Source organism: Flavobacterium akiainvivens (assembly GCF_001278115.1).
Classification (GTDB): domain Bacteria; phylum Bacteroidota; class Bacteroidia; order Flavobacteriales; family Flavobacteriaceae; genus Flavobacterium; species Flavobacterium akiainvivens.
In genome coordinates this window covers 1700787-1713703 of the sequence record NZ_LIYD01000005.1, presented here as the reverse complement: position 1 = coordinate 1713703, position 12917 = coordinate 1700787, and the positions used below count along the sequence as shown (strand labels likewise).

Here is a 12917-nt window from a genome sequence, read left to right as displayed (position 1 = left end):
AATTATCTGTTTTAGGGATGATTGGTTGATTAGGGGAAAAGAGCCACGTGTAATGCGTGGCTTTTTTACTTATTGGCAGCCCTTAGCTTCAGGTAACTGCCTATGTTAAAGATAACTATAGCGACACCTATAAGCGAGTAAGCAACAATTTGTGTGGCAGAGATTTCTTCTTTGTAATAAAAAGCCGCAAGTACAAAGCCAATAATGGGGTTGAGGTACATTAAAATACCCAGTGTAGACGATGTTATCCCCTTAAGGGCAAACAGGTTAAGCAGCATGGGTATTATGGTAAACCCTATGGCTATAATGGCTATGTAAATGTAAAATTTAGGCTCGGCAGGCAAAGGCCCGCTTATGGTAAAGTAAAACGGCAGCAATATAAGGGCTGTAATAACAAGCTGAGACGACAGCAGCACAAACTTATCTACCTCCTGAAATTTCTTCTGTATTACAAGGTATAGGGCATAACTACCGGCCACTAAAAGGCTAAAGCCAAGGTCGGCCACATTGTTGAACGACAGCAGCACACAAGCCGAGGCGCTTATCAGCACCGAGAACCATTGTAATGGTGTAAGCCTCTCGCGAAGGATGATAAATGCACAAACTGTGGTAAGTATGGGGCAGATAAGGTAAGAAAAAGCCGCGGCCTTAACGCTGATGTGGTTCATTACATAAATAAAAAAGAACCAGTTAGCCGATAACATTACCGAGCTGAATACCGTGAGTAATATAAGCGTTTGCCTTTTCTTTGCCGGGAGGTTTAAAAGATAGTTTTTTGTTTCCTTTAGCTGTTTGCGCCTGGCAAGCAGGTTGATAGCCAGCATTAAAGTAACCGATAAAAAGATGCGGTAAAACAATATATCGGGTGAAGGATAGCCTTGTAAAGGCTTAAGCACAAAGCTGAACATGCCCCAAACAGAAAAGGCAATAATGGCAGCAAGGTAGTATTTGGCGCGCATGCTATGGTCAAAAAATTTGGTGTAAAGGTAGCTTTTATCTGTCAAACCAAACAGTACAAAACCTACAGAAAATTATAAATTAAAATACCTGAAAATCATTACCTTAGTAGCTCAATATGCCAATATGACTATTCTTGAACTTGAGTTGCTTAGCGATAACCTTACCCAGACTGAAACCTTTTACCGCAGGGCCTTTGGCCTTGAGCCTTACTTTAAAGACGGTAACGACCTTATGTTTTTCAAGATAGGGGTGACTGAGCTTATTTTTAAAAAGTCTGATAACCAAAAGCCGGTCTATCATTTTGCCGTAGACATGCCCAACAACCGTTTTGAAGACGCTTATAACTACTTTAAGCAAAAGGTTGATATACTTACTGTTGAAGGTTCAGATATTGCCGATTTTATAAACTGGGATGCCAGGTCGTTTTACTTTTTAGATAACAACGGCAATATTGTTGAGGTCATTACCCGTTATACTACAAGGGCGGTTGATAGTGCAGCTTTTAGTTCACAATCTTATATCTCGGTTAGCGAAATAGGACTGGTTACACCCCATGTACCGCAGCTTTCGCAAACCCTGGCAACAGAATTTGGCATTACAAATTACGCCAGGCAGCCGGCGGCTAAGCATTTTTCTGTTTCGGGCGATGATAACGGCCTGTTTATACTGGCGCAAAGTGGCCGCAAGTGGTATCCTACACAGATAAAAGCACAGCATTTTGCTACACGTGTGCTGTATATGGATAATGGGAATTTAGGGCATCTTGTGCTATAAAAATTTTGATATCTTTAATTATTATGTAAATTGCGTGCATAAATTTGAATATTATTCAATATGGAACCTGTGCAACCTTATATTCCAAATAATAAAGTAAGAATAGTAACCGCAGCCTCTCTTTTTGACGGGCACGATGCTGCTATCAACATCATGCGCCGTATCATTCAGGCTACGGGCGTTGAGGTAATACACCTTGGGCACGACCGCAGCGTGGAAGAAGTGGTAAATACTGCCATTCAGGAAGATGCTAATGCTATTGCCATGACGTCTTACCAGGGTGGTCATAATGAGTACTTTAAGTATATGTATGACCTGCTGAAGGAAAAGGGCGCAGGCCATATCAAGATATTTGGCGGCGGTGGCGGCGTTATCCTGCCTGAAGAAATTAAGGAACTGCACGAGTATGGCATTACCCGTATCTATTCGCCGGACGATGGCCGTGAGCTGGGCCTTCAGGGTATGATAAACGACCTGGTTAAAAAGGCCGATTATCCCATTGGCGAAAGCCTTAACGGCGAGGTAAAGCACCTGGAAGACAAGAACCCTACGGCAATTGCAAGGGTTATTTCGGCGGCAGAAAACTTCCCCGAAGTGGCACGCCCTGCGCTTGAAACCATCCATAAACAAAACGAAAACAGCGCTATACCTGTGCTGGGTATTACCGGTACTGGCGGCGCGGGTAAATCATCATTGGTAGACGAGCTGGTACGCCGTTTCCTTATTGATTTCCCAGAGAAAACCATAGGCCTTATCTCGGTAGACCCGAGCAAGCGCAAAACGGGCGGGGCCCTATTGGGCGACCGTATCCGTATGAATGCCATTAACAACCCAAGGGTGTACATGCGTTCGCTGGCTACCCGCCAGAGTAACCTTGCCCTCTCTAAATATGTTGCCGAAGCCATTCAGGTACTCAAGGCAGCTAAGTATGACCTGATTATATTGGAAACATCGGGCATCGGCCAAAGCGATACCGAAATTTTAGAGCACAGCGATGTATCATTATACGTAATGACACCAGAGTTTGGCGCCGCTACCCAGTTGGAAAAGATTGATATGCTGGACTTTGCAGATTTGGTTGCCATCAACAAATTCGACAAGCGTGGCGCACTGGATGCCCTTCGCGATGTAAAGAAGCAGTACCAGCGGAACCATAACCTGTGGGATGCCAAACCTGACGACCTGCCGGTGTTTGGTACTATTGCCAGCCAGTTTAACGACCCGGGAATGAACACTTTGTACAAAAAAATCATGGATAGGGTGGTAGAGAAAACAGGTGCCGACCTGAAATCTACCTTTGCCATTACCCGCGAAATGAGCGAGAAGATATTTGTAATTCCCCCGCACAGAACGCGTTACCTGAGCGAAATAGCCGAAAATAACCGTAAGTATGACGAAACCGCTGCAAGCCAGCAGGAAGTAGCCCAAAAGCTGTACGGTATTTATAAGACTATTGAGTCGGTTGCCGGTGTTAAACCTGAGTTGGCAAAGTATGGCCTTGAGCCGGTTGTGCCTGCGTCGGGTACTGATGCCGACTTCCTAAGGTTGTTAGTGGCTGAATTTGACCGCGTTAAGATGAACCTTGACCCGTATAACTGGGAGATTATTTATACGTGGGATGAAAAGGTGAATAAATACAAGAACCCTGTGTACACCTTTAAAGTGCGCGACAAGGAAATCAAGATACAAACCCATACCGAGAGCTTGAGCCACAGCCAGATACCAAAGGTTGCCCTGCCAAAATACCAGGCGTGGGGCGACATACTGCGCTGGTGCCTTCAGGAGAATGTGCCGGGTGAATTCCCCTTTACGTCAGGGCTTTACCCCTTTAAACGCGAAGGCGAAGACCCAACCCGTATGTTTGCCGGAGAGGGTGGCCCGGAGCGTACTAACAGGCGTTTCCATTATGTGAGCCTTGGTATGCCTGCAAAGCGCTTATCTACAGCGTTTGACAGCGTTACACTATACGGCAACGACCCCGGCCACAGGCCAGATATTTATGGTAAGATAGGCAATGCAGGGGTTTCCATCTGCTGCCTTGACGATGCCAAGAAGCTCTACTCGGGCTTTAACCTGGCCCATGCCATGACATCGGTAAGTATGACCATCAACGGGCCAGCGCCCATGCTGCTGGGCTTCTTTATGAATGCCGCGATTGACCAGCAGTGTGAGCTGTACATTAAAGAAAACGGTCTTGAAGCTGAGGTGGAAAATGCTATAAATGAAATATATAAGGCTAAAGGCGTGGCCCGCCCACGCTACAATGGCGACCTGCCGCAGGGTAATGATGGCCTTGGCCTGATGCTCCTGGGCGTTACGGGAGACCAGGTGCTGCCCGCCGATGTATACAACACTATAAAAGTCAGGACGTTAAGTCAGGTACGTGGAACCGTGCAGGCCGATATCCTTAAGGAAGACCAGGCACAAAACACCTGTATTTTCTCTACTGAGTTCGCACTCAGGCTAATGGGCGACGTTCAGGAGTACTTTATTACCCAGAATGTCAGGAATTTCTACTCGGTTTCCATCTCGGGCTACCACATTGCTGAGGCCGGTGCCAACCCTATTACCCAGTTAGCCTTTACGTTAGCTAACGGTTTTACCTATGTGGAGTACTACCTGAGCCGTGGCATGAACATCAACGATTTTGGGCCTAACCTGTCATTCTTCTTCAGTAATGGTATCGATCCTGAGTATGCCGTTATAGGCCGTGTAGCCCGCCGTATCTGGGCTAAAGCACTGAAAAACAAGTATGGAGCTAACGAAAGGGCACAAATGCTTAAGTACCACATTCAGACATCAGGCCGTTCGCTGCACGCACAGGAGATTGATTTTAACGATATAAGAACCACATTACAAGCGCTTTACGCAATATATGATAACTGTAACTCGCTTCATACCAATGCGTATGACGAGGCCATTACCACCCCAACCGAAGAATCGGTACGCCGTGCAATGGCTATTCAGCTGATTATCAATAAAGAACTGGGGCTTGCCAAGAACGAAAACCCTATCCAGGGGTCGTTTATCATTGAGGAGCTGACCGACCTTGTAGAGGCCGCGGTACTCTCTGAATTTGACCGTATTACAGAACGTGGCGGTGTGTTGGGCGCTATGGAAACCATGTACCAACGCTCTAAAATTCAGGAGGAAAGCCTTTATTATGAGACACTTAAGCATACCGGTGAATTCCCAATCATAGGTGTAAATACCTTCCTGAGCTCTAAAGGCTCACCAACGGTAGTGCCGGCAGAGGTTATCCGCGCAACGGAGGAGGAGAAACAGTTTCAAATCAGCACGTTAGAGGCGCTGCACGATGCCTATGCTGATAAGGTGAAAGAGCAACTGTCTGTAATTCAGGATGCTGCCATACAAAACCGCAACATTTTTGAGGCACTTATGGAGGCCACAAAAGTATGTTCGCTGGGGCAAATTACCAGTGCCCTTTTTGAAGTAGGAGGCCAGTATCGACGCAACATGTAAATTGCAAAATTCAAACAATACAAAAGCTCCTTAGGGGGCTTTTTTTGCTTAATATTTCACTTTTGGAGTTCAATATTCAGTTTTAAAGTCAAAGGTCGAAAGTCAAAAGGGCACACTTGAATTTTTTACTTTCGACTTTGTGATTTTTTACGTTCGACTGATTTTTATCTTTCGACTTTATGACTTTCAACTTTTGACCTAAAGTTGTGTTTTTTTGTAGCGTAAAATATGTGCCATACGAAAATTTTTTTAAACTTTGGTGAAGGCATTCTTTCACTAAACCTTTAAAATGTCGCCGTACCTTTGTACCGGGCAATAAGGTTTGGGATAAATCAAAAACTATGGAACAAGTTGAATTTACATTACCCAATAACCGCAACCTTGAGTTAGAGGGCCTGGGCAGCATTATACAACCCAAATGGAGCAGCCTTAAGGCAGAGCTTACCGCAGGCAGTTCGCACTACAACCTGGAGCCGCGTGGCTTTTGGGGCACCCGCTTTGAGCTTTTGCAAAACGGCAGGGTAATGTATGAAGTCAAAGCCGGTTTTTGGGGCAAGGTTACCGTAACACCGCTACACGAGGCGCACCACTTTTATACCATAACCTACGGCAAGGGTTTCAATAAGGGTTACCGCCTGCTCGACTACAAGGGCGAGGAAGTAGCCACCGTTACCAGCGGCATGCGCAAGTGGAAGACGTTTTATACGCTAAGCACCATTCCCGGGTTTACCGATACCGACCAGGGTAAGCTGCTGGCATTGCTGCTGGTTCGAAATTACCGTGGGGCGCAACAGGCCGCGGTGGCCGCCGGTACAACCCATATTGCCGGGTAAGTATGAAAAAACTGCTCATAATACTCCTGCTTTGCGGCTGCAATGCCTTTGCACAGGACAGTATAATCTGGCTTAAACCGCCGCAGAAAACCAAAGTTAAAACCGAAACCGTTAAAACCAAAGGCGAGGAGCTGGCATCGCACGGGTTCAGTGCCATTGCAGAGCACGTTACCTTGGTTGAAGGTATACCCGCCGGGCAACTGCACACCCTTACGTTTTACTTTAACAGTGGGCTCATTAACCTCAATAAGGGCGAATTTAATGTGGAGTATGCTGATACCAACCTCCGCCTGATGGTGTACACCGTAGGCGCAGATGGCAAACCGGGCGCACTGCTTACACCCACACCGCTGTATTTTACCGTTAAGGCAAGCCATAGGGGAGCGCTCGACCTCGACCTCAGTTTCCTCAACCTGGCCACACAACCGCAGCTATACATTGGCATGGCGGCAACCGAGAGCCACGATAAAGAAACCGTAATGCTAAAAGTGCGCGAAAACAAAGACGCCGTTAGCTATACCAAAGCCAAAGGCAGTAACAATTGGGTGGAGTATGACGATGGCAGTGGGTTTAAGTTTGATATTAAGATGAAGGTGGGGGTAAAAGGTTGAGTAATTATTGTTTGTAATTAAAAAACGTTATAAAAGTGAAGATAGTAAGTGTGATTTCAAAAAATTCAATCTTTTGGATGGTGTTCATGCTTTTGTTGGCAATACCTTGTATCTTGATGTTTATAAGAGGTATTATAATCTTTCAGTTTAAGGTTGCAAACATTCTATTCATGTTGCTGCTTGCGCTTTCGCTGTTATTTTTTATTATTTATCTTAAGCAAATAAAATATGTAGTAATTAAACATAGTAAGCTTAAGTATTACTCTGTTTTTCATCCGTTTGGTAAAATTCTCGATTTAAATAATTATCAATATAAGCTTACAGTAAATGAGCAGGGTAAAAATGGCGGGTATGAAGTACTATACCTGATAGATTCGAAAAATAAAGCTTCTTTTAAGCTCATGCAGTTGCATTATCAAAATTTTGAGGATTTGAAAACAGCACTAAATTTAACTGACTTAAAATACAATTTGACTTTTAAGGAATATGTTAAGTTACTATTTTTCGGAAAATTAATTTTAGCGGTTAATAGAAGTTAAATATTGTACACATGCACCAATTTTACCTAACCGGAAAGCGCCGAGAAAAGGTGTAAGCGAAATCTAAGTATTAAAAAACACTCCTAAATAAATGAAAAATTATATATTGTTACTGTTGCTTTGCGTATTGTCTTCGTGCTCTACTCAAAATTTCTTTAAGTATATTGAGTATGGAAATTTAGAACCATCAGATACAACAGACAAAACCAATAAACAAATTTTATCCTTATTTAATAAAATATCAGCCAGGACCAATCACATCATTTACTTGTTTATTCCTACTGGCGGCTTCCAAGACACTACTTTTGAGGGTATGATTTATGATGTAGACAATAATAAGTATTATGAAATATCAGGAAATGATAAAGATGTAAGTGTAACAGAGGTTTTCGGGTTTGATAAAAGCAACTATAGCCAGTTTATAATATCAACTTACCTAAGCGATATTATCTCAAATGGTTATATGATAACAATATGAGTGTTGGCGACGTATATGGTGACATCTTGTATGATATTAATTTAAAAGAAAAAAAAGCTAATGAGCTTACATACCCCAATATACTCTTTATTGATGGAAAGCCTTTTCTCGAAACTCCTGAAGCAAGAGATTTGTATGACAAAGGGATCTTGAAACCTTATAAACCATGAGAAAGGTATAAGCTAACAACACTGTAAGAATTTTTTGTACCTTAATGCAATTATAACCTGTAGAGCGCGTTATTAAATCGAACCAACAAAATACCTTATGAAAAATTATCTCCTTATGGGCTTTGCTGCCCTTGTAGCGATATCGTGTGCCGATGCTGATACCGATGTTGTAGAAAATACTAACCTATCGGGGCACAACCTGCATACCGTAACCCGTAAAGTGGGCGATGTTACCCTGAAAATGTTTGAGTTTACCGACAACAAAATGATTACCGAAACATTATATAGCGGAGGAGGGGTAGACGATTCATATGTCTATACCTATAATGCCATAGGTGACCTTTTAACTATGGTGGGCACACGTGGCGATGGCTATGTGTTTTTTGAGCGCGAACTTGTTTATGATACGCAACACCGTTTAACTGAAATAAAAGATACCTCCTATAATGACATTATGGAACAGGTAACACACCAAAATAGTACCATTACCTACAATGATGTAAACAACACAGTAACTGCCCAATATGGGTTTGAGCTTCAAAGCGGTCCGAGGGTATTTCATTTTAACAACAACGGCTTTGTTTCGGCTGTAGAAACAGGAAACGACACGATAGCGCTTACTTATGACGGAAACAACATAACCCAGTGGAACCAGCTTAATTTTACGTATGATACCACAACACCCGTAAAAGGGGAGTATCTTAATATGTACCGCAACCAGTTTAAAAGCTATGTTAATTTTATAGTATACTGGGCGTTCCCGGTGCCTACTATTGCAAGCAGCAACTACATTACGTCTATAAACGAGCAGCCCGGTACAATAGGAGATCTAAACTATACTTATGAGTTTGATGCAAACGGTTATCCTACTGTAGTACATGAGGCCCCGACTTCTTATGAAAGCAACGTTGTAGATGTATACATTAACTATAACTAAGCATATATGGCATAAACAAAAAGGCTTACCCAAACGGTAAGCCTTTTGTATTTTTGTTAATTACCCACAACTCCTAAAAACATAATACAGTATTCCAAAAATTATAATGGTGCTTATACAGCCGCCTCCCAGTTTTTTTGCGCCCCATCCGGCAAAAATGGCACTGAAAAATCTATTCATGGTGTTTTTTATTTATTGTTAGGTTTGTTAAATTTAGCACTCTTAATCCTACAACCCATAAAGCTTTAACGCAATGCTAAGATAAAGTTGTGTTAAGGCTTTGGAATTAATGTGTTGTAGTGTGAAACTTGTGCTAATTAGCCTGATTTTCAGGCCTGTAATGGGTAACTTTAAGTATTAAAACCACACAGCTATGAAAACACTTTACCTTTTTGCAGCCGCCCTGTTCCCGCTATTGCAGCCGGTACAGGCACAAGACACCGTAGTGTACGGATGTACCGACCCACTTTCGTCAAGCCACAACGCAAATGCTACTGTTAATGATGGTTCGTGTAACTATGCTTCGGCATCGGTTAACCCCGATACTTCCCTTACACTTTCTACCCTGATAGACGAAACCAGCGGGCTTATCATGTGGAACGGCAGCTTGTACACCATGAACGATGACAGTGATACCAACCTGTACCGCCTTAACCCCGCCACCGGCAACATAGAACAAACCATTGCCATACCCGGCACTACCAATATTGACTGGGAAGAGCTGGCCCAGGATGCCAACTATATTTACATAGGCGATTTTGGCAACAACGCAAACGGCAACCGCAACAACCTGCGCATTTTGCGCATAAGCAAGGCCGCCATAGAGAGCAACAGTCCCGTGGCAGACTATATAAACTTTACCTACAGCAACCAGACTGATTTTACGCCATCGGGCAACAACAATACAAATTTTGATTGCGAGGCCATGGTGGTTACCAGCGAGTACATTTACCTGTTTACCAAGCAGTGGGTTAGTGAAGAAACCAGCGTGTACCGGCTCCCTAAAACCCCCGGAACGCATGTTGCCCAATTGCAGGATACGTTTGATGTAAAAGGCCTTATAACCGGCGCTACTTATCTTGAAGACAAGCGCCTGGTGGTGCTTAGCGGTTACAGCAGCCTGGTTTCGCCGTTTGTATACCTGCTGTATGATTTTCAGGGGCATGACTTTTTTGGGGGTAATAAGCGCAAGGTGGCCCTATCGCAAAGCTTCCACCAAATGGAGGCCATTACCACTACCGATGGCATTAATTATTACATGACCAATGAGCACCTGCAACAGGCGGCTATTATAAACATTCCGCAAAAGCTGCATACGGTAGACTTAAGCGAGTACCTGCAAAATTATATCGACAACCTGGCTTCGCTGCCCGGTGCGCTGGGGCAGGCCGGGGTTATGATTTACCCCAACCCTACAGGCGATGTACTGAGTATAGAAGGGCCTGACTTCCTGCAGGGGCTTGGCTATACGTTTATAGATGTTATGGGGCGTCGCGTATTAGAGGGCACACTTGAAGGCGCGCGTAATAATATTGACATTTCTACCCTTGCCACCGGTACCTATGAGCTTATGATTGCCGGCTATGAAGACGATGTAATTAAGCTGGGGATTAAATAATGTAACAATTAATCAATTTTTTAATGTAGCAATTAACTAATGTATCAATTGTCGCCTCCCGCATAATTGGTAAATTGCTACATTAAAAAATTGATACATTAAACCAGTGAAAAAACGCACCTTCCTTAAAGCACAGTGGCGCAAACTGCTTATGGTTAATTATGCAGTTGACCCAAAAGTGCTAAAACCTTACCTGCCCTTTGAAACCGAACTCGATTTTTGGAACAACACCTGCTATGTTAGCGTGGTGGGTTTTATGTTTGTTGATACCAAAATGCTGGGGCTGCGCATTCCGCTGCACGTAAACTTTGAGGAAATCAACCTGCGTTTTTATGTAAAGTATAAGCATACCGATGGTTACAAGAGGGGCGTGGTGTTTATCAAAGAAATAGTACCCCGCCCGGCGCTTACCCTGGTGGCCAATACCCTCTACGGCGAAAATTATGAAACCCTGCCCACCCGCCACACCTGGACGGAAAGTAATGAAACCTTAACGGTTGAATATGGTTGGAAGAAACAGGGCAAATGGAATACCCTAAACGTGGTAACCAATAAAACCCCGGTAGACATAACAGAGGGCAGCGAAGAAGAATTTATAACCGAACACTTTTGGGGCTATACCCAAATAAGCAACACCGTAACATCAGAATATGAGGTGGCACACCCGCGCTGGCAGGTATATCCTGTAAGGGAGCATACGGTTGATATAGATTTTGCCACCGTTTACGGTCCTGATTTTGCCTTTCTGCAAAATGCCAAACCGCTGTCGGTCTACCTGGCTGAGGGGTCTGAAATACAGGTAATGCAGGGCGCAAAGCTTAAGGTAAAGCGCTAAGGCAATTATTAGCAAACGGGTCTTAAATTATGTATAAAAATAACGGTGCAAAGAGGGCGCCCAATTGGCTGTTGCCGAAAAAACTGTATCTTCGCAGGCTATGATGAGTACAGAAGATATTGCAGGGGTTAAGGAGCTGCTTTCCACACCCAAAAAGATAGTTATAATACCGCACCGCAACCCAGATGGCGATGCCATGGGCTCTAACCTGGGCCTGTACCACTTTTTAAGGCACAAGGGGCATGAGGTAACGGTTATAAGCCCTAACGAGTTTCCTGATTTTTTGGCGTGGCTGCCGGCCAGCGATACCGTAAAGGTATTTGAACGTGATAACGAAGCCGCTACAGCAATACTTAACGCCGCTGAGGTGGTTTTTACGCTCGATTTTAATGCGCTAAGCCGTACCGGCGATGCCATGGAGGCCGTGCTTAAAACCCTTACCGCACCTTTTGTAATGATAGACCACCACCAAAAGCCCGATGGTTATGCCAAATATATGTTTAGCGATACCAGCTACGGCTCTACCTGCGAAATGGTGTATCATTTTATAACCGCCTTAAACGAAAAGCAATATCTTGACGTTACTGTAGCTACATGCCTGTATACGGGTATAGTTACAGATAGCGGTTCGTTCCGTTTTCATACCACAACCGGCACCACACACCGCATTGTGGCCGAGTTTATAGACCTGGGGGTAGACAACAGCGCCATCCACAGCCTGCTGTATGACAACCATACCATGAGCCGCATACAAATTTTGGCAAGGGGTTTGCAGAACATGAGGGTACTGCCACAGTATAAAACGTCTTACACCAGCCTTAGCCAGGAAGAGCTTAACAGCTTTGGCCATAATAAAGGCGATACTGAAGGCATTGTTAACTACGGTCTTAGCATGAAAGGCATAGATTTTACTGCCTTTTTTACCGAAAATAAAGACGAGGGTATTGTTAAGATATCGTTTCGTTCTAAGGGCAGTTTTGATGTTAATGCTTATGCCCGCCAGTATTTTAACGGTGGCGGCCATATTAATGCAGCAGGGGGCAGGAGCACAGAGAGCCTTGAGGCCACCATACAAAAATTTATTGCTACATTAGCAAACCTAAAATTTGACTGATTATGAAGAAGGTTTTATTTGCGCTGCTGCTGGCCACGCTTGTTTTTACAGCGTGTTCTAAGCCACAGGCGCGCAGGGCGGTAAGCCACAAAGAGGGCACCTTTATGCAGGAGAGCATAGACCGTAATAAAAAGCTGGTTGCTACAGAAGAAAAGCGCATAGACTCTATTATAAAAAGCAACCCATCGGTTAAGTATACGGCCTCGGCAAAAGGCTACTGGTACCACTATATTGTAGAAAACACTATAGATACCGTTACGCCTAAAGAGGGCGATGTGGCTTATTTTACCTATGATGTAAAAGACCTTAAAGGCAAGGTTATTTATACCGAAGAAGAGCTGCAGCCACAGGTATACCATGTAGACAAGCAAAACATAATGATGGGCATAAGTGATGGTATAAAGCTTATGAACCGTGGCGAGAAGGTTACCTTTATCTTCCCAAGCCACATGGGGTATGGCTACCATGGCGATAACGACAAAATAGGCACTAACGAGCCGCTTGTGTGTACGGTAACCCTTACCGATATAAAACAGGATCCCAAATAAAAGATAATTAATTATAA

At 43.8% G+C, this 12917-nt stretch carries 12 protein-coding genes; 11 read left to right on the top strand and 1 reads right to left on the bottom strand.

Features of this window, described 5'->3' with window-relative positions; all coding sequences use genetic code 11:
• Positions 1 to 65: 65 nt before the first annotated feature.
• Positions 66 to 959, bottom strand: coding sequence for an EamA family transporter (locus tag AM279_RS07465; protein ID WP_054410196.1), 894 nt, complete (start codon positions 957 to 959; stop codon positions 66 to 68).
• A 124-nt stretch (positions 960 to 1083) separates the two neighbouring features.
• Here AM279_RS07465 and AM279_RS07460 point away from each other — a divergent pair, with 124 nt between their 5' ends.
• The 11 genes from AM279_RS07460 (at position 1084) to gldI (ending at position 12900) form a co-directional block, all read left to right on the top strand.
• Entirely contained in the window at positions 1084 to 1734 is a 651-nt protein-coding gene (locus AM279_RS07460; protein WP_054407215.1) for a VOC family protein, read from the top strand.
• Between the two features lie 60 nt (positions 1735 to 1794).
• Positions 1795 to 5217: a methylmalonyl-CoA mutase family protein gene (locus AM279_RS07455; RefSeq protein WP_054407213.1), complete on the top strand. Its 3423-nt coding sequence runs from the start codon at positions 1795 to 1797 to the stop codon at positions 5215 to 5217.
• Between the two features lie 341 nt (positions 5218 to 5558).
• Positions 5559 to 6050 (top strand): hypothetical protein, encoded by a 492-nt coding sequence (locus tag AM279_RS07445; protein ID WP_054407209.1) that lies wholly within the window; start codon positions 5559 to 5561, stop codon positions 6048 to 6050.
• Positions 6051 to 6052: 2 nt separating this feature from the next.
• Entirely contained in the window at positions 6053 to 6661 is a 609-nt protein-coding gene (locus AM279_RS07440; RefSeq protein WP_054407207.1) for a hypothetical protein, read from the top strand.
• 35 nt (positions 6662 to 6696) lie between these two features.
• Positions 6697 to 7200, top strand: coding sequence for a hypothetical protein (locus AM279_RS07435; protein ID WP_143090388.1), 504 nt, complete (start codon positions 6697 to 6699; stop codon positions 7198 to 7200).
• Positions 7201 to 7468: 268 nt separating this feature from the next.
• Complete coding sequence (locus tag AM279_RS07430; protein WP_054407202.1) at positions 7469 to 7678, top strand: hypothetical protein; 210 nt, start codon at positions 7469 to 7471, stop codon at positions 7676 to 7678.
• A gap of 267 nt (positions 7679 to 7945) precedes the next feature.
• Positions 7946 to 8785, top strand: coding sequence for a hypothetical protein (locus tag AM279_RS07425; RefSeq protein ID WP_054407200.1), 840 nt, complete (start codon positions 7946 to 7948; stop codon positions 8783 to 8785).
• A 373-nt stretch (positions 8786 to 9158) separates the two neighbouring features.
• Positions 9159 to 10403 carry a T9SS type A sorting domain-containing protein gene (locus AM279_RS07420; RefSeq protein ID WP_054407197.1) on the top strand — a complete coding sequence of 415 codons (1245 nt, stop codon included), beginning with the start codon at positions 9159 to 9161 and terminating at the stop codon, positions 10401 to 10403.
• A gap of 106 nt (positions 10404 to 10509) precedes the next feature.
• Positions 10510 to 11238: a YqjF family protein gene (locus AM279_RS07415; protein WP_236688507.1), complete on the top strand. Its 729-nt coding sequence runs from the start codon at positions 10510 to 10512 to the stop codon at positions 11236 to 11238.
• Between the two features lie 103 nt (positions 11239 to 11341).
• Positions 11342 to 12352: a DHH family phosphoesterase gene (locus AM279_RS07410; protein ID WP_054410192.1), complete on the top strand. Its 1011-nt coding sequence runs from the start codon at positions 11342 to 11344 to the stop codon at positions 12350 to 12352.
• 2 nt (positions 12353 to 12354) lie between these two features.
• Positions 12355 to 12900 (top strand): gliding motility-associated peptidyl-prolyl isomerase GldI, encoded by a 546-nt coding sequence (gene gldI, locus AM279_RS07405; RefSeq protein WP_054407195.1) that lies wholly within the window; start codon positions 12355 to 12357, stop codon positions 12898 to 12900.
• The last annotated feature ends 17 nt before the right edge of the window (positions 12901 to 12917 follow it).

Bases quoted from the DNA above. Each gene is read 5' to 3' on its own strand.
- AM279_RS07440 (WP_054407207.1), top strand. From the start codon at position 6,053: ATGAAAAAACTGCTCATAATACTCCTGCTTTGCGGCTGCAATGCCTTT.
- AM279_RS07425 (WP_054407200.1), top strand. From the start codon at position 7,946: ATGAAAAATTATCTCCTTATGGGCTTTGCTGCCCTTGTAGCGATATCG.
- gldI (WP_054407195.1), top strand. From the start codon at position 12,355: ATGAAGAAGGTTTTATTTGCGCTGCTGCTGGCCACGCTTGTTTTTACA.
- AM279_RS07445 (WP_054407209.1), top strand. From the start codon at position 5,559: ATGGAACAAGTTGAATTTACATTACCCAATAACCGCAACCTTGAGTTA.
- AM279_RS07410 (WP_054410192.1), top strand. From the start codon at position 11,342: ATGAGTACAGAAGATATTGCAGGGGTTAAGGAGCTGCTTTCCACACCC.
- AM279_RS07465 (WP_054410196.1), bottom strand. From the start codon at position 959: ATGCGCGCCAAATACTACCTTGCTGCCATTATTGCCTTTTCTGTTTGG.
- AM279_RS07420 (WP_054407197.1), top strand. From the start codon at position 9,159: ATGAAAACACTTTACCTTTTTGCAGCCGCCCTGTTCCCGCTATTGCAG.
- AM279_RS07455 (WP_054407213.1), top strand. From the start codon at position 1,795: ATGGAACCTGTGCAACCTTATATTCCAAATAATAAAGTAAGAATAGTA.
- AM279_RS07460 (WP_054407215.1), top strand. From the start codon at position 1,084: ATGACTATTCTTGAACTTGAGTTGCTTAGCGATAACCTTACCCAGACT.